This is a genomic window from Fischerella muscicola PCC 7414 (assembly GCF_000317205.1).
GTDB lineage: Bacteria > Cyanobacteriota > Cyanobacteriia > Cyanobacteriales > Nostocaceae > Fischerella > Fischerella muscicola.
Genome location: NZ_AJLK01000168.1, coordinates 1 through 18,410, shown reverse-complemented (window position 1 = coordinate 18,410; position 18,410 = coordinate 1). Strand labels below are relative to the sequence as shown.

The window sequence follows — 18,410 nt, the reverse complement described above, 5'->3', positions numbered from 1 at the left end:
CCACCTCCCCATCTCCCCACCTCCCCATCTACTTAAAAAGGCAGAAACTGAAGCAACAGTGAAGTTACACTTCCAAAAAAGTCCATAAAACTAGGTTTACCAGGATCTAACTGTGCTGTTTGGGGTGTTTGTAGTTGTTTGATAAAAGCTTGTGCTGTTTGTATTCCATCACCATCGTTTTGATTAGTAAACAATTTTTCTGCCGCTTGGGCATCTTGAAAAGCGCCTTGTCTATCAAAGAGTTGATAACGAGCAACGGCACGAGCCAAGTAAGCACCAGCATAATCTGATTTGAGTGCGATCGCTTGATTAAAATATTCTAACGCCCGTTTTTGATTACCTTTTTGCGCTTCTGCAACACCCCAAGCATAAAATTCCTCTGGTTTGGCAATTTGTAATGGGATGCCATAAGCGCCTTGTAAGTTAGCGCCGTTGAGATTTACACCAGTCAAATCTGCATTGACTAGATAAGTACTTCTCAAGTCTGCACCCATGAGAATTGCCCCTGTCAGCTTAGTACCACTTAGATTCACACCAAATAAACTAGCACCGCTCAAGTCTGCACCAGCTAAATTCGCACCACTTAAATTAGCACGGCTGAGATTAGCACCACTAAGATTAGCTCCTTGAAGATTTGCTTTGCTCAAATCAGCCATTACCAACCCTGCACCGCTAAGATCACAGTTTTGACACTGCTTAGTGGCTAATAACTGTCTAATGTGTTCTGAATTTGCAGCTAAGACAGTTTGATGAAAGGTGATTGTAGCTGTAAATGTCACTATAGCTAGGATTTGACTTTTCATATTGGTGTGGCAATATTTGTTACTTATACTGAATACTCAACCTTACCGTAGACACATTTATACTTCAGGTGAGTTTTTTCGGCCAACCCCAGCTTAGAAATAAAAAAAGAAGTATTTAGCTACAAATCAAGAACTAACGGCGTTCTATTTTCACACGCACAAATAAGTTGCTTTGAATCGGCTTGCTAACATCTTGGTTTCTACCAGGGCTAAATGACACATTCTGAAAAACATCAATCAGAAGTTGCTGATATTTAGTTTTTTTCGTTGCTAGTTCTTCGGGAGTCATATCTATAATCTCAACTCCTGGGTTGCCATTGGCATCACGTGCAATCAACTTACCTTTTTCATCAATTGCCAAGGAAGCAACCAAATCTACATTATCCAAATCCGGTTCGCTGCTGATAAAACTTATAGGCAATTCTTTTGTATTGTCTCCTAAAGGTTGAGCCACAATATCTGGTGGTACATCTTGTCTCACCACCCCTTTTTGGATCAAATCAATCATTCCATCTCTAGAAAAAGCATCCCAGGTTGCTACCAGCCCACCACTAGTTTGAGTTTCTTCTGTTGGTAATTGGGGTGGTGGTTGCACTGATGGATCTATTGTAGGTAGTGGCGTTGATTTTCCTAGCGAGATATTGGCATCTGGTTGTTCTGGAAGTTGAGACTCTAGTGGCCCATTTGTGGAGGGAAAACTGTCTTTTGGAGGAATTGTAGCATTTGTATCTGGTAATGAAGCCTGATTTTGCTCATCTGGTATGGGATTTTGCGATTCTGAGGTGGATGTGTCTGTATTATCAGGAGGCGGTGTTGGAGGTATGGTATTAGCCTGTTGATTTGCTGGTGATTCAAATGGAGGTGTAGTACCAGGCTGTTGATTTTCTGGTGATGCAAACGGAGGTATGGTACCAGGCTGTTGATTTTCTGGTGATGCAAACGGAGGTATGGTATTAGGCTGTTGATTTGTTGGTGATTCTGGTGTAGGTGTAGGGGTAAATGTGGGTGTAGATTCGGGTTGTGTAGTTGGTTGAGGTTTCGCTGTTGCGGTTTGTTGCTGAGCAACAGTTGGTTTTGCAGAGGGTTGCTGGCGAGGAGAAGAATTAGGGTTAGAGGTGATCGCTGTTTTTTGATCAATCAAAGCGATCGCATCTTCATCAGTTACCAAAGCAAATTTTTGAGTATTTGATGATGACTGAGGTGAAACTGGTTTGACTTTGGCTTGTGATTGAGCTTTTGACGATTCTGTTGGGGAAATTTCTATGATTTCAATAGGTATAGCGCTACTCGAGTTATGCTGTCGTCTCAGGCTCAACTGATATGAATATAAGTGCAACAGCCAAAATGCTAGCAAATGTATGGCTACTGAACCCGTAAACACAGCGAACCATAAACCAGGAGGATCGCTATGTCGGCGGTATATTGGAGATGGAGTTGGTTTTTGGTCAGTAACCGATTTTGTCATAATTTTGCTAATTATTGGTTGTTGATTGTTGGTTGTTGCTTGCTGGTTCCGTTAACCACTAACTACTGTACAGACGCGAGGAACATCGCGTCTGTACCCACTAACCACTAACCATTGACCATTTTAGCGATTAGCCATTAACTCTGGCGTCAGAGCGAAGGTAAGAACTGTTTCGTCTACTCCTTTTAGTTCTAGCGGACTACGTTTAATAATTTCTTCCTCTTGTAAGTAATCTGCAACCGCCGCCGAAACTAAGATAGTACCGGGAGCAGCTGCTTGCTGCAACCTCGCAGCAATATTTACACTTGGGCCAATAGCTGTATAGTCGGCGCGTTCAGAGCTACCAAACATACCTACAACAGCTGTACCTTGGTGGATACCACAGCGAAACTGTACACTTTGACGTTCCGTTGTATCAAAAACACCATGCTCTCGCCAATGTGCGTTTAACTGTTCTAGCGATCGCAGCATCGCCCTAGCTGTATTCACAGCACGTCGCACCTGTTCGTTAGGTGTTAACTCTTCTGGCGCTCCAAACAAAGCTAAAATAGCGTCTCCCATAAATTTATCTACAGTACCACCATTATCAAATACCGCTTTTGTCATCACTTCTAAATATTCATTGAGCAACTCAGCGACTCGGCGTGATCTGAGGGTATTTGCTAATTGGGTAAAACCAACAATATCACTAAATAAAACTGTAATTAAGCGCGGTTCCGGTCGCAAATCCAGAACTAAGTCTCCAGCTGCGGCTTTTTGTACTAAAGCAGGTGGTAAAAAGCGTTTCAGTACTGATTCGGTGAGATAAGTATTTAATTCTACTACTTTACGTTCAGTAGCCTTCAAGGCTAACAGATTCCTCACCTCTGCCAAAAGTTCGCGATCATTAAATGGTTTAGCTAAATAAGCATCTGCACCCAGTTCTGTACCTTCAATGCGAGTTTCTTCATCAACTTTTGCTGTCAGCAGAATGATTGGTGTTCCTTTTAATTGCTCTTCGTTGCGGATCATCCGAATCATCTCTAGTCCCGACACTACAGGCATCATTAAGTCACTAACAATCAAGCTAGGTGAAGTTTCCTTGGCCAGTCGGAAGCCTTCTAAACCATTATGAGTTGACCGTACTTGATAGCCGTGGTCGCGAAGAATACCAGATACGTAAGCTCGTAGATCCGGGTTGTCGTCTACAACTAGGATATAGGGGCTAGTGGCTAGAGGCTCGGGGCTAGTGCTAAAATCTTCTTCCTTAGTCCCTAGTGCCACATCCCCAGTTCCTTCTTCGATCAATTCTAAATCTGCCAATTCCACAGCAGCACGGCTAAGATTTACTTCTACAGTCACTTCCGATACTTGATCTGGGGGTAAATGAGCATTACCAGGATTTAGCCAGACGCTAAATGTTGTACCTTGACGATAAACTGATTCTACAGTTACCTTACCACCGTGGAGTTCTACTAATTCTTTAACTAAAGCCAAACCTAAACCCGTGCCTTCATAGGAACGGTTTTCAGAGCCTTCAGCTTGGCGGAAGCGTTCAAATAGGAGGGGGATTTGTTCTGGAACAATGCCAATACCAGTATCTTCTACTGTCAAAATGCAATGATCATCTTGAGAGTGTATGGCAACAGTGATTGTACCACCTTCAGGAGTAAACTTCATGGCGTTAGACAGGAGGTTATAAACCACCTTGTCAAATTTTTCCATGTCTAAGTATACTTTTGGGCATTCAGCCATATTAGTGGCTAGACGCAGTCCTTTTTTTTCGCAGTAGGGGCGAAACGATTCAACAATTTGGCTGACAAATTCGACTAAATCACAGGGACGAAAACTAGGTTGCATCCGACCTGCATCTAAGCGTTGCAGATCCAGTAATTGGTTGACAAGCCTTAACAAACGACGGGAGTTACGTAAGGCGATCACACTTTGTTCGTAAGATAAACCCTCTTTGGCAGATACCGCTGTCTCTAGTGGCCCTTGAATGAGGGTGATGGGAGTACGGAATTCGTGGGAAATATTTTGGAAAAACTCGGTTTTTTGTTTGTCTAATTCCAGTAAGCGTTCGGCTTGTTCGCGGGTTTTTTGGTACAAGTGAGATTGTTGTACTGCGATCGCTGCTTGTGCTGCTACTGCTTTTGCTAACTCAATCTCTGATGGCAACCACTGGCGTGATTTTTTACTTTGCTTCAAAGTAATACTACCGATACTTTTACCATCCGCTAAGAGGGGAACTACCATCAGCGATCGCGCTGGTACTTGCAAATGTAAATCAAAGCCCTTGGTTTCTGGCGGACACTGGCTCATATCCGGGATGATCACCGGTTCTTGTGTCCGTAACATTTCTTGCAGAATGGGATTCCCTTTAATCGGTGCTTGCGATTGGGGTAAATTATGGGTTTTGATATCCTCAATATTTGTCGGAAAATGAGTGTTCCAATCTTCCGAACTGTCATACAAACCTACGCAGCGAACAAACTCATCATCTTCTGTCCACAAAGACAGCACACAACCATCCACTTGTAAAGCTTGTCCTAATTTTTGGGTAATAGCAGCAAAAATATCTTGTGGATCTAAACTAGAGCGAATCGCACTGGTAATTGTATTAATCAAAGCTTCCCTTTGAGCAAGAGCGCGTACTTGCTCATAAGCATAGGCTTGAGACAAAGCCAGAGCCGCTTGATCTGCTACCATCATCACCAACTGCACTTCGTCCTCACTCCAGATCCGAGGTGCATGACACTGGTGCAACGCCAGCACAGCCATTAGTTCCTGCCGACAAATCAGTGGCACAATTAGACTAGAGCAAATATTCGCATCAGTGAAAGCAGCAGCACGCGATCGCAACTCAACAGCATCCCCTTGAATGCGTTCGTCACTGGCTACATCATGAATTACTTGTACTTCCCGGGTTTCCCAAACTGTCTGAGACAACAGGGGTAATGGAGTGTCAGAAGACACGGAGCAACTTTTATTCACATTCTCCGTGTCTTTGTGTCCTAATGTCTCCGTGTCTTTCTCTGGTAGCTTCTGATAAATAAACCCTTCATCAACCAATTGATTCTCTTGGAAAGGACGCAAGAGGCAAACATCCACCTCCAGCATATGCCCTACCGTATCCACAATTGTTTGCAGAATCTGCCGATAGTCTAAAGCGCTGCGAATAGTATTGGTAACGGTGTTCAGCAGCGATTCCTGACGGAGTGTACGAGTTAGTTCGCGAGTACGGGCCTTAAGGACATTGTGAGTATCCAAGGCTTGGCGTACTACTGCTTTAAGTTCCTCTGCTTCCCACGGTTTGGTGACATATTTGAATACCTTACCAGAGTTAATAGCTTCTACTAGGTCTTCGACATCGGTGTAGCCAGTCAAAATTATCCTAATGATGTCTGGATACTGAGTTGCTGTTAGGCTTAAAAATTCAGTACCACTCATCATTGGCATTCGCTGGTCGGAGATGATTACTGACACATCTCCCTCTTGCGCCAGCAGCTCCAACGCAGCTGGACCAGAACCTGCCCTCAACACCTTGTAGTCGCGATAAAAAGTGCGGTAAAGCAAGTCTAAGTTGTCAGGTTCGTCGTCGACAACTAAAATTTTAGGCTTATTGTTTGCTTGGGATTTCATGCACCGCTTTCCTGCTGCAAAGGCAGTCGGATAAACAATAATCTGATCAGATAAGGATGAAACTGACTCAGGTAAGAGCAGAGCATTTTGATGACCTACGCCGTTTGCCCATATGAGTGCTGATTGGAAGAGGGTTTGCTCACAGCCATCTGTCTCAATAAATTATGCCGATTACTGTTTGCTTTGGTGCACCCCAATTAATTTCATGCTCAGTATTAGTTTGACAAAATTTTTGTTTTGTAGCCAAATCTCTGCTCACCTCCAACGAGAACTGTCCTATAGCATATACAGCAATCCAGGCTGGTTGAACAATCCAACTGAAGCTGCATATTAATTTTTCCCGCCGTAGCATCGACACTAACACTTTTGGGTAAATTTTATTTATAACAGTCATTTTCAAGTCAGCAATCCTACAATAACTAAGATTAAAGAGCAAAGTATACTATTAGACAAATAGCTATTTACAATTTAGCTATTATGATTATCAACTAGACAAGTAGCAGGAGAATAGATCATAGGGACAAGGGCAGGGAAGCCAGACAAGGGGGAGGACTTGGAGGACAAGGGGGGCACGGGGGACAAAACAATTAAAAATTAAAAATTAAAAATTGGTAAGAGGGATAAGACAGACAAGGGGAACACGGGAGAAAATAAACACCAATCCCCAATGCCCAATCCCCTATCCCTATCCCTTATCCCCCACACCAGCTTTTTTTAAGTTTTTCACATAGTATTGAATGGTGTTTTACGATATTTGAAAGGATTTTTGTTCTATTAATTCACCACATAACTAGCCTTGACACCCTGGTTTTTCCAACAATCCCATCAACCACCAGTCACAGCAGCATCTGCTGAACAAGCTTCCTGTCGGTTCCAAGTCCGTACAGCTACGCCTGCTGATTTGACTAGCGTTGCCCAAATTATTGCTGAAAGCTTTCACTGCCAAAATGGTATCTGGGCATGGGCTTTCCCTTTGCTACGCTTGGGTATTTATGAAGATTTAAGACACCGACTAGTATCGTCTACATCCCACCACGTCTGTTTAGTTGCCGTTGACACCGCAGCCAATCCACCTAATAACTTAGTTGGCACTTTGGAGGTAGGTGTGCGGTTCAGTGATTCTTGGACAGAGGTCGGCAAAAGTTTTCCTTACCTGTCTAATTTGGCTGTTTCCTCAAAGTGCCGGAGACAGGGTGCAGCCTCTCAATTACTGCAAGCTAGTGAAAAATTTGTTAAAGAATGGGGATTTGAAGATTTATATCTCCATGTTCTAGAAAATAACCACCAGGCACGGCAACTCTATCTCAAGTTCGGATATCGGGTGCATAAAGTGGAATCTCATTGGAATATATTATTTTTTAGAAACTCACGGCAGATATTATTGCATAAGCATCTTATGCCCAATTCAACTAGCTAATTTTTAAGTGATGGGTGGACGGGAAATGTCAACTTTCCTTTACTTATAACTAGGAACAACCTAGACAAGTCTTCTGTTTACTGTATATTTATGCCTTCTACTCATCCTCAATTAAAGGATTGCTATTAATTCCTTGCTAAACCATGGAAAACTTTGCTTGGGTGAGTATTGGGTTGCTCTTAGCCATATATAATTAATTTCTAATCACTTTGTAATTTGATGATTATGATAAAAATTTATTACATTAGTTAAATAAATGTATATCTTTAATCTAGTTAAATTCAGAATCTGCTTGCTAAGCTAATTCTTGAGAAAATTTGTTTGAAACTAAAAACTAATATTTTTCTATTAGATTTAGAATATTATTGTAGAGTCTTGTTAAGATGTTATTGTGTGTGAATCTGTAAAAACAGAAATATAGCATTTTTAATATATTACTGTTTAAATTTGTTCTTCATAAAAAATAATATGTCTAAATGAATAACGATTTATAAGTACAATATAAAACATCTCTTGATTGAAAATATATCAGTAAAAATACTATAAGTAATCCGTCGAGACCTCACAATAACTTTGTATTAAAAATCTTCATCTTTATAGAAACTTTAAAAAAAATACCATTAATAGCAGACAAATCAATGTTAAATCTCATAAAATATGGATAATCAATTACAGCACAACCTCTATTAATTTTCATCAAAAGTTTAGATTGACAAAAGCTATCTTGTTTAAAAAATCAAAACTTTGATTTAATACCAATATATCTATAATTAGACACAAACTAGTCCCAAATTCATCCTCATTTTGAAAGAAGATGGATAGCGAAAAAAATCAACGCTATCAGACTGCTATGGTATCTACTTATTACCCAGACACAAGTTTTCTTGACTATATTGTCATGTCAGATGGAACTGAGCAATCCTATGGCTCGGATATCCTAACAAATTTGCTGAGTAGAAAGGTTTTCATTGTTAACAGTCGAAGACGAAATGGGTTGATACTCTTTAAACGCTATCATACAGAGTTTGCTGGCCCAGGAGCAGCGGTAGGCGGCGATTATGATTGTGATTGTCAAGGAGTATTACCAATAGGAAATTTATCTTTATTAACTCCTGAAACCAATGAAGAACGGCAGAAAGCTTATTTAATTAGGCGACAATGGATTCGGTTAATCAAACAGATTACAGAAAATCCTGTTCCTACTCAGCGAGTTCAAAAGATTCTTGATCAATTTGAACAGTACTTTCCACTTGAGATGGTGGAACATCTGCCAGATGAGGCATTTGCACTATTAGTGGGTGTTTTACCACAAACAGTTTCAATTGTACGCCGTTTAGGCAGTAATGTAGATAGTAGACTAATTTATTAAGCTTATTTAACTTTTATTTAGCTGGCAAAACTGGTAGATTGCTTGCCAAATTTCTGTTAGGACATTGCCTAAGGCGTGATCACTCTCTAATTCCACTAACTCTACCCAAGGACGTGATTTAGCAAAATTGCGACTGGCTTGAATGGGAATAACCTCATCATTTTTTCCATGTAGGATAAGGGTAGAAATAGGACGCTGTAATATTTCTTCTTGATATTGAGCCGCATCTGTTACGAAATCATAACTTAAAGGTAGTGATCGCCCTTCGCCATAGTGATAAACCATTAAATACTTTTCTTTTTGCCAAAGCTGTATTTGTGCATCTCCTAACTGGGTTAACCAGTGGGATAAAAAGCCAAAGGCGGGTGCTAGCAGAATCAGCCGCTGCACCTGGGGGTATTGCTGTGCGATGTGGGCAGCTGTTAAACCGCCGAGACTGGAACCAATGAGAGTTACTGGTGTAGGTTGAGGCGGAGATTGTTCTGTATCCTCTTTGCCATCTGCTGAAATGATTGATGCTACTTGATGAATTTGGCGAGTAATTGTCAAGTGGGAAAAATCGCCAAAATTTAAATCAGGAATATTCACCTTAATATTAAGTTCAGCAAAGCGATCGCGTAGATACCGAGCTTTGGCAGAATTAGGACTAGAAGCAAAGCCGTGAAGATAGATAAATTTGTTAAGCATCAAGCTTTTGCGATTAGTAGGACTTGATAAATGACTTGCAAAAAATCCCAGGAGTCTGGTAGAAGTAAAAACTGTGGTATTACTCGACTCCTAAAACCACTTCCTCAATAAACTCATTCAAAGTTTTTATCTCTTCAAGATTTTTTATAACATAACCTGATTATTGTTAGCTCAGCCAAATTAGATCCTAAAAGATAGTTGATGGTTCGGAAAAATAATCCAGAAAAAACCGTACAACCCAATAAAACAATGTCTCCATTAAAGCACAAAAAGCGTGAAAAATATTCTTTTAACTTCTCAATAAAGGTCATCTTTGCATCGCTCAGAGAGATGAGCCTGCGTACTAAAATGCTTATATTTGCTATAGCAATAGGTATGCTACCTGCATTCTTCATTGGAGTACTTGCTTATCGGTTGGTGGGACAAGCAACGACAAAAGAAATTACCAATACTAAGCAGGACAGAGCAAAGTTATTAGCAGATAATATAAACAGTTTTCTGTCTAGAAATTATGGAGATATTCAAAGAATTGCTCAAGAAGTTATTTTGGGTAATTCTCAGAGCCAGCAAGTTCCTAATCGGCAAGAGCTTGAAGCAAAATTAAAAGATTATATATCAAATACAGGAAAAATTTTTGAGAGTATTACTCTCTTAGATATCAATGGCAATGTAGTTGCTGACTCGAAAGGTCAAGAGATTTCTAATCAACAAAATCAGGAGTATTTTAAAGTAGTACTCAAGACTAACAAGCCTTATTTAAGTCAAAATTCCTCATCAACAAAGCTAGAAAATTCTAGTATTTACTTAGCTGCACCTGTGAAAAATAGTAGTACGGCTAACACTGTATATGTTGTACGCGCAGTGATGCCCATACAAGCCTTAGAGAAAGCACTGGCAATCTTCCAAATTAATGAGGATGAATATACTATAGTAGACTCATCAGGGAAAATAATCTTTAGTCAAAAAAGATATCAATGGGGCAAGAATTTTGCAGAAGTATTCCCTGAATGGGAGAAATTACAAGCTAAAAATCAGATAAAGAGTCAAATATTATTTGAGAAAAATAAAAATAATCAAAAATTAGTCACCTCTGTACCTCTATCAAAAATAGAGGGACTTCCAGATACTCAATGGAGATTGATACTCAGTACAAATATAGATATTGCCTTTGCAACCCAAAGACAATTATTGTTAGCTTTTCAAATTGGAACTATTGCTACAGCATTAGTTGTTGGTGTGATTGCGGCAATTGTTGCTAATCGCCTAGTTAGACCGATTCTAGCTACTACTACAGTAGTCAAAAAATTAGGTACAGGCAGCCTGGATACACGTATTGCTATAGCTGGTTCTGACGAACTTGCAGTCTTGGGTTCTAACATTAACCAAATGGCAAATCAACTGCAAAATTTGCTAAGGGAGCAAACAGCTGAAGCTGAGCAGTTAAAGTTATTAACAAATATTTTACACTCTCTGCGACAGTCTAGTAGTTCGGAAGAATTATTTAACATTACAGTACAACAAGCAAGACTTGCACTCACAGCAGATCGAGTTGTAATTTATCAATTCAACCCTTGTACAGGTGGAAAAGTTATTGCCGAATCTGTTGTGACTGGGTTTCCTGTAACTCTGGAAAATGCTATTCATGATGCTTGTATTCCTCCAAACTTGATCGAAGCTTACACAAAAGGTCGTGTTTTAATTATCAATAATATTTTGGAGGAAAATTTTAGTGCGGAACACCTAAAGTTGATGGAACGGTTACAAGTTAAAGCAAACTTGGTTGTTCCCATCATTAAAAATGACCAACTTTTTGGCTTTTTAATTGCTCATCACTGTCGCAATCCTCATACTTGGCAGCCCTATGAAGTTAGTTTTTTACGGCAGTTAGCAATTCAAGTAGGATTGACTTTAGAACGTGTCAGTTTGCTGGAAGTTACTCAGACTCTTAAAGATACTGCTATTAGCTTATCTAAAGCTAATAGTTCTGAAGATATTTATAATTTAGCAGTCCAAAATCTTCTTCAAGCTCTAAAAGTTGATAGAGCTATTTTCTATAAAATCGACGAAGATTTTTCTGGTAATATCATTGCTGAATCAGTAGTGCCAGGTTGGCCTTGCTGTTTGGGGACACAAATCAATGATCCTTGTCTAGTAGATGATGTCGAAAAGCATTCGCAGGGTGGAGTGATTGCCATTAATGATATCTACCAAGCAGATTTAAGTGATTGTTATATTCAGCAACTAGAACGGTTTGCTGTCAAAGCAAATTTAGTAGCACCAATCCTACTAGGTGAGAAACTGTTGGGGTTGCTGATTGCTCATCAATGTTCCCAACCGCGATTTTGGCAGCAGTCAGAAATTAGTTTATTTGAGCAGTTTGCTAGAATTGTTAGTCTGTCATTAGAACGAGCGAATTTATTAGAACAAGCCCAAAAAGGGCAAGCGATCGCAGAAACAGTCTCGCAACAGCAACGCCTACAAAAAGAACAACTAGAGTCACAGTTGCTAAAACTGATTGATGAAGTTCAGGAAGCATCTCAAGGTAATCTGACGGTACGTGCGGAAGTATCATCTGGAGAAATTGGCACAATTGCCGAGTTTTTGAACTATATCTTGGAAAATTTGCAGGAAATTATTATCCAAGTCAAACAGACTGCTTCTCAGGTAGATGTAGCGATCGCCAGTAATTTTGCAGCAATGGATCAACTAGCAGTGGAATCCCTCAAACAAACAAAGGAAATCAGCCGGACTCTCAAAGCTGTTGATCAAATGCAGCATTCGATCATAGATGTGTCAAAAACCGCCGAACAAGCAGCAGAAGTTGCTCGTAATGCCTACCAAATTGCAGAAACTGGAGGTTCAGCAATGGATTTGACAGTGGAGAACATCATGGTTTTACGAGAAACAATCAACGAAACTGGCAAACAAGTCAAACGCTTAGGAGAATCTTCCCAAAAAATCTCCCGTGTGGTTGCATTAATTAATGAGATTGCCATGAAAATCAACTTGTTAGCTATTAACACAAAGATTGAAGCAGCACATGCAGGTGAAGAAGTTCAGGGTTTTGTGGCAATTGCTCAAGAAGTAGGTATCTTAGCAGCACACAGTAGTGCAGCAACTACTGAAATTGAGGAAATCGTTGCGAATATCCAGTTGGAAACTAGTCAGGTTGTCAAAGCGATGGAATTAGGAACCACACAAGTCATGGAAGGAACCCGTTTAGTGCAAAATACCAAGCACAATTTAAACCACATCCTGGATGTCTGTCGCCAAATAGATCAATTGGTACACTCAATTTCTGTTGCAACCATTTCCCAAGTGCAAACATCAACAGAAGTCTCTACACTGATGGAGGAAATCGCCAAGATTTCAGAGATGACAAGCAATTCCTCACGCCAAGCATCTACCTTACTACAGCAGACTATGGAGATTTCTCAGCAGTTGCAAGAAAGGGTTCGTACTTTTGATATTTTGCAGGTCTGAAGAAATTTTGCCAGAGTTACCGTTTAAATTAGAGACTATGGATAAAAATCGAACTTGCTCCCAAAAAAGGAAGCTAATACCACTAACTAGCAACAATATTAAGAATATAGGAAGCCAACTTGCAGAAAGTGCAAGCTTAATGTTGTTAGTCGGTTGGCTGGGGGGTACAGAAGCAATTACCAGAGGCTTACCGCACTTTTGACAATATTTTGCCCCAAGAGGATTGGCATCATAGCTGCACCAACCACAAACTATATTTCCTTGATTATTCGATTCTTGAGTATCCATATAGTCGCTTAAAGGTATATCTTCGTTACGAATTTATCAAGGCAAATTTTTTGCCGATTTACCGATATGGGTTTGGATTTCAAAACCACTGGTTTCTCTGTTCATGGAAGTCTTGCACCTGGCGACTAGAAATCGCGACCACAACTAAGGAGATAAATATTTAACTCCTCCTACACCCCTATACCCATTTTCAAGACAGCCATTCATGAACATTGGTACACAACCAAACATATAGAAAATTCTTACCCCATCTGCCATCTGCTCTCTGCCCCCCGGCGCGCGTAAGGGGGTTTCTGCCAGTTGACGTCGTGCCCTCTGCCATCTGCTCTCTACCCTCTGCCTTGTGTTTACATAAGTGTCCCATGCTTTATTGATTTATGACATGCTTTCTTGGTGGCTTGCGTAAGATATAGCTTTGTGATTTTTTCCAAACAGCTACACCAACTTGTCTTCCTAATCTCTTGCCAGCTTCTAGTCCGTCCTCAAAATGCCAGCCAGCATAGAGACGAGAAAGGCTTCCTTGTTCAGCTGCTTCCGAGAAGGTATTCCAACAGAAGGTGATGTCATTTGCAGGGCCATTTTCAACCGTAGAACTTCCTGCGGGTTTAGTTACACAATACCCGAAAGCATCGCTACCAGTAAATTTTTTGAGAATATAAGCCCCAGCAGTGCTTAAAGAACTTTGTGCTGCCACATATTCTGGGTGAGGGGCTGTAGGAAGATAAGGTTGCCAGTCGCCACCATCAATAAGTTGAGTGCCTCGATTAGGACCACCCCATGCTAGAACCTGTTGATCATCAAAAAGATAGCGGATAGCTGTGACTGGACGAACTGAATCATAGGCAGCTTTTGCATCCCAAGTCGCAATCAGGGCATCGGATAGACCATTAGTCAATGCAAAAAACATTTTGATGTCGTCATCAAGGGTGTGATTATCTCTTTGAGAGACAAATTGAGCAAATACATTCCATATACCGGCAGTAGCTCCAGGAATGTTACCTGACCAGTACTCGGCAAGGGCTTTTTGCTCTGGTGTGAGATTGGCGCTAGCATCCAAGACTTGCTGAGCTTGCTGTCGATAACCTTCTGGATTTGCAGCAATTGTTTTTGTAGGAGGAGCAGGTCGAAATTGTGAGCCAGAAGTAAGTGCAAAAGGAACGACTAGCCCCCAATGGGGATTAGAAAACTTCTGTTCAGTAAAACCGCCTTGACCATCTGGAATAAGTTGTGGCTGCCAGCGATCGGGGTCGTTAATAGTAGTAGGAGTGTTAACTGGAGTGTAACCGGTATAGTCTGAGTAAGCACCCGGGTTTAAATCACCCAACTGATTTGAGCCATCGCGACGTCGAAACTCAAGTAAGGTTTCTGCTGATACGTTTCCAATTCCACTTGGTGTTTTGACATCTGTGGAAGTATCTGTTGGGTCGTAACCAAGATTGGTCATGAGCTGATCAAACCTTGGTGTCTCAGATGGAAATAAGTCCACTAAAGTTTGATAGGCAGCATAACTCATCGCCTTGTTTTTGTTATCTAGGGTGATTTCATATTTTGGGCGTTGCAGAGTATCGCCTAGCATCGTGCTTACTGCCTTGGGGTCATAAGCTGCCCAGGCATCGTACATGCCAGTATTCAAAATAGCAAGGGCGCGAGATGATACTTGTCCGTTGGTGCGCGTGGCGCGAATTGCTTCTAAAGCAGCATTGTTCCATTGAAGAACTACATTTTTTGCCTCATCTCTAGTTAGGGTTTCAGGCTTGGCACTACTACCAAAAAACGCACTGCTAACTGCAAATGTAACTGCAAATACAATTGGTAGACGAAGCTTCATCTGAATTTCCTCTTAATACAGTCAAGTAGAAACACTTAAGTAGTTAGAAAAGTACAACTCAAATGGACACAATAGAATTTAAATTTTAGCTGGCGTAAAGTTTTTAGAAAAAATATCACAATACTACCGCAATCACTTAGTTACTAAGTATTGGCCTCAGCAATGATCACAGCGATCGCAACACTAGCTATCATACCCTGTGCTACACCGCTTAGATGAATAAAATTGAGCATCAGTAAATTTATGTAAATTTTTGGCTTTTTCTACTGTATATCATGAAAATTTTCCGAAATATGTCAATGTTGCCAATATTAGCTGCTTAAAGGCATAAGTTCTTGATGTTTCTGGAGCGAGTGTGAAAAAGTGACATTAAAGACCAGTTTCCAATCTCTAGTTTGTAGATCATTCGTTCTAGTAGCTACCTTCATGGTTGCACCCATCACATTAGCATCTGAGTTGCCACCAGATAACCAAAATCAATCTGAATTTTCCGCAGAACAATTAGCACAAGTAAATTCGGTTTCTCAGCTGTCAGATGTTCAACCAAGCGATTGGGCATTCGGTGCATTGCAGTCTTTAGTGGAACGATACGCTTGCATTGCAGGTTTTCCTGATAGCACCTATCGGGGTCATCGGGTCATGACACGATATGAGTTTGCAGCTGGTTTGAATGCTTGTCTTGATCGGTTAAATGAATTAATCGCTACCAGCACAACTTCTTTGGTAACTCAAGAAGATTTAGCCACATTAGAAAAGTTACAAGCAGAGTTTGCCACGGAACTAGCAACACTACGCAGCCGTGTAGATACTCTAGAAGCTCAAGTTGTTGAACTGCAAGCAAATCAATTTTCTACTACCACCAAACTCAATGGGGAAGTAATTTTTACTGTGGCTGGGGTGTTAGGTGATAAAGCCGCTGATCAAGACGGTAATCCTGATAATAATCCAAACTTAGAGGACAATTTTATTCTTAGCGATCGCGTGCGTCTGAGTTTTGATACTAGCTTCACTGGCAAAGACTTGTTGAGAACTCGCTTGCAAGCTAGAAACATTCCTGAATTTCAAGGTAGAGTCACAGGTACTAGGATGACTCGCTTGTCTTTTGCTGGCGATGAGGACAACCAAGCAAGGGTAGACGAACTGTACTATTATTTTCCCGTTAGCGATCGCCTAGCAGTAACAGTAGCTCCGATCAAAATTGAATTGGACAGGATTGTGAAAACACAAAGTCCATTCAAAAGCACAGGTAGTGGTAGTATTTCTCTATTCGGAAGACATAATCCGATCTACCGAGTTCTTGGTGGTACAGCATTTGGTTTAAACTACGACTTAAATGAACAAATTAGTTTGAATCTAGGTTACACAGCTGCTGATGCCCAAAATCCCGAACAAAACAATGGGCTATTTGATGGCAATTACAATGCTTTCGCACAATTATTCTTTAAACCAATCGAAAACTTAGATATAGGCTTGACCTATGTTCACTCCTACTATGCAGGAGGTGGCAATACTGGAGTTAACATCACAGGAGGTACAGGAAGTGAAAATGCTCGTAGACCATTTGGTAATGTTGCGACTTCTGCAAATTCCTTTGGCTTAGAAACAAGTTGGCGAATTAGTCCTAAATTTATCCTCTCTGGTTGGGCTGGCTACTCAATAGCAGAGTCAAAAATTAGTGATGATGAAGCGGATATATTAAACTATGCGATTACCTTAGCTTTTCCTGATTTAGGAGGCAAAGGTAATTTAAGTGGTTTTGTCTTTGGAATGCCACCAAAAGTCATCCAAAGTAGTCAGACAGAGGATGAAAATACCTCTTTCCATATAGAGGGTTTTCATCGCTTACGCATCACCGATAATATCTCTGTGACTCCTGGTTTGTTTGTCATTATTAATCCAGAGCATAATGACAACAATGACAACATTTATGTAGGAGCTATCCGAACTACTTTTACTTTTTAGGAATCGTTACCAAATAAGGCAGAGGAGGCGCAGCTTTGCAAAGCTGCGCCTCGCGTTCAAGAAGCGCCGTGGCAGATGGCAGAAGGGGTTACCCACAAATTCACGATTCGGAGAGCGAATTTGTGGGGCCCCGCAGAAGGCAGAAGGGCTAAAATTTTTCATGTATTGGTTGTGTACCAACCTTCTATATTTTTATTTTTTAACTCTTTACTAACTTGCTTAACGAACCTCTTTAATACTCTCAAGTTGCTTAGTAAATAATTCAGTGAATAAACTCATAACTCTCCGTTCTTCGCGGACTTTAATGTTAGCAGTAATAGACATTCCTGATTGCAAAGAAATACTTTTACCCTTGATATCTAGCGATTGCTTTTCTAAACGAATTTTTGCTGGAAACCGATAATAAGGATGTGTTTGATCTGGTGGCAGTGCGTCTGAACCCACCCAAATCACTTCTCCTTTGATATCACCAAATTCACTAAAAGGAAATGAGTCTATCCTGACATTGACCTTCATTTTTTTCTCGAACAAAACCAATATCTTTATTAGTAATTAATACCTCAGCAATTAAATTATCTTCTGGTACAATCTTGAGTATTTCTTGACCAGTATTAGCCACAAATCCAGAATTGTTGGCTTGCATGTCGAAAACAGTTCCTGTTACGGGAGAGCGGAGTTCTTGATATTTTATACTTGTTTGGGCTTGCAATATTTTGCTGTTGATATCAGCTAATCGCTTTTCATTATCAAGCAAAATTTTAGTTAATTGACTGTCAATTTCAGCTATGCGTTTTTTATTATCTGCTATCTGGACTAGGATATTTTTTTGAGAAACAGCTACAGTATTTTGTAGTTCCTGCTGTCCTTGGGCAATATCAAACTCTAGGCGTCGCTCTTCCTCAGTTAATTCTGCTATTTGTGCTGTCAGATTTTGCACCTTTTTTTGCTGTTGTAAATATTGAAGTTGAGCGATCGCACCTTCTTCTGCTAGAGTTTTAATTTTATTGAAAATCTGTTCTTCAATAGCTAGATTCGCCTTTACATCTTGAAGCTTAATTTTAGTTTGAGCCAGTTTTTTCTTGATTTGTTCAATTTCTAATTGTATTGCACTAGAACGAGAATCTAACTCTCTTTTGGCAATCTGTAAACGTTCTTGTTCGTCAAATTCTAAATTAGATTTACCAACGCCAGAGTTTTGTAATTCAGTTCGCAACAAATTATTTTCTGCGATTAATGCAGAGCGATTTTTGAGTAAAGATGTTGCTTCTGGTGACAAAATACCTTGCAAAAGTTCTTCTGTTTCAGTAGAGTTTGCTTTAATCAAACGACGATAAATTTCATTTTCTTGTATTAATGCAGTTCTAATTTTCTTTAAAGAATTTAATTCAGCATTAGTAGCAGTGGAATCAAAAGTTATGAGCAAATCTCCAGCCTTGACCTGTTGTCCATCTTTAACATAAACTGACTTGATCACCCCAGAAACCTGA

The 18,410-nt window shown here is 40.3% G+C and carries 9 protein-coding genes and 1 pseudogene; 4 read left to right on the top strand and 6 right to left on the bottom strand.

Annotated elements, in window-relative coordinates; genetic code table 11:
• Positions 1–32: 32 nt before the first annotated feature.
• The 3 genes from UYI_RS0126895 to UYI_RS0126885 form a co-directional block, all read right to left on the bottom strand.
• Positions 33–803, bottom strand: coding sequence for a pentapeptide repeat-containing protein (locus tag UYI_RS0126895; RefSeq protein ID WP_016869781.1), 771 nt, complete (start codon positions 801–803; stop codon positions 33–35).
• Positions 804–936: 133 nt separating this feature from the next.
• Entirely contained in the window at positions 937–2,268 is a 1,332-nt protein-coding gene (locus UYI_RS0126890; protein WP_016869780.1) for an atrophin-1 family protein, read from the bottom strand.
• 123 nt (positions 2,269–2,391) lie between these two features.
• Positions 2,392–5,889: a response regulator gene (locus UYI_RS0126885; RefSeq protein WP_016869779.1), complete on the bottom strand. Its 3,498-nt coding sequence runs from the start codon at positions 5,887–5,889 to the stop codon at positions 2,392–2,394.
• A gap of 796 nt (positions 5,890–6,685) precedes the next feature.
• On the opposite strand from UYI_RS0126885, the gene UYI_RS0126875 reads away from it, so the two are divergent.
• The gene (locus tag UYI_RS0126875) at positions 6,686–7,306 is read left to right on the top strand and encodes a GNAT family N-acetyltransferase (protein WP_016869777.1); all 621 of its coding nucleotides are present in this window, start codon (positions 6,686–6,688) and stop codon (positions 7,304–7,306) included.
• Positions 7,307–8,120: 814 nt separating this feature from the next.
• A complete protein-coding gene (locus tag UYI_RS0126870; RefSeq protein WP_016869776.1) occupies positions 8,121–8,675 on the top strand; it encodes a hypothetical protein in 555 nt (184 codons plus the stop codon).
• Positions 8,676–8,681: 6 nt separating this feature from the next.
• On the opposite strand, the gene UYI_RS0126865 is transcribed toward UYI_RS0126870, so the two are convergent.
• Positions 8,682–9,362, bottom strand: coding sequence for a YqiA/YcfP family alpha/beta fold hydrolase (locus UYI_RS0126865; protein WP_016869775.1), 681 nt, complete (start codon positions 9,360–9,362; stop codon positions 8,682–8,684).
• A gap of 330 nt (positions 9,363–9,692) precedes the next feature.
• Between UYI_RS0126865 and UYI_RS0126860 the strand changes: the two genes are divergently transcribed.
• Entirely contained in the window at positions 9,693–12,845 is a 3,153-nt protein-coding gene (locus UYI_RS0126860) for a GAF domain-containing protein (RefSeq protein WP_235148029.1), read from the top strand.
• A 655-nt stretch (positions 12,846–13,500) separates the two neighbouring features.
• Here UYI_RS0126860 and UYI_RS0126845 read toward each other — a convergent pair.
• A complete protein-coding gene (locus UYI_RS0126845) occupies positions 13,501–14,961 on the bottom strand; it encodes a vanadium-dependent haloperoxidase (protein ID WP_016869771.1) in 1,461 nt (486 codons plus the stop codon).
• A 426-nt stretch (positions 14,962–15,387) separates the two neighbouring features.
• Here UYI_RS0126845 and UYI_RS0126840 point away from each other — a divergent pair, with 426 nt between their 5' ends.
• The gene (locus UYI_RS0126840) at positions 15,388–16,923 is read left to right on the top strand and encodes an iron uptake porin (protein WP_016869770.1); all 1,536 of its coding nucleotides are present in this window, start codon (positions 15,388–15,390) and stop codon (positions 16,921–16,923) included.
• A gap of 219 nt (positions 16,924–17,142) precedes the next feature.
• On the opposite strand, the pseudogene UYI_RS33505 reads toward UYI_RS0126840, so the two are convergent.
• Positions 17,143–18,410 (bottom strand): annotated as a pseudogene (locus UYI_RS33505) (HlyD family efflux transporter periplasmic adaptor subunit); the annotation flags it as partial.

What these genes read in the sequence shown, in the direction of transcription:
- UYI_RS0126840 (WP_016869770.1), top strand. Translation starts at nt 15,388, where the DNA reads ATGGTTGCACCCATCACATTAGCATCTGAGTTGCCACCAGATAACCAA.
- UYI_RS0126865 (WP_016869775.1), bottom strand. Translation starts at nt 9,362, where the DNA reads ATGCTTAACAAATTTATCTATCTTCACGGCTTTGCTTCTAGTCCTAAT.
- UYI_RS0126860 (WP_235148029.1), top strand. Translation starts at nt 9,693, where the DNA reads ATGAGCCTGCGTACTAAAATGCTTATATTTGCTATAGCAATAGGTATG.
- UYI_RS0126895 (WP_016869781.1), bottom strand. Translation starts at nt 803, where the DNA reads ATGAAAAGTCAAATCCTAGCTATAGTGACATTTACAGCTACAATCACC.
- UYI_RS0126885 (WP_016869779.1), bottom strand. Translation starts at nt 5,889, where the DNA reads ATGAAATCCCAAGCAAACAATAAGCCTAAAATTTTAGTTGTCGACGAC.
- UYI_RS0126870 (WP_016869776.1), top strand. Translation starts at nt 8,121, where the DNA reads ATGGATAGCGAAAAAAATCAACGCTATCAGACTGCTATGGTATCTACT.
- UYI_RS0126845 (WP_016869771.1), bottom strand. Translation starts at nt 14,961, where the DNA reads ATGAAGCTTCGTCTACCAATTGTATTTGCAGTTACATTTGCAGTTAGC.
- UYI_RS0126890 (WP_016869780.1), bottom strand. Translation starts at nt 2,268, where the DNA reads ATGACAAAATCGGTTACTGACCAAAAACCAACTCCATCTCCAATATAC.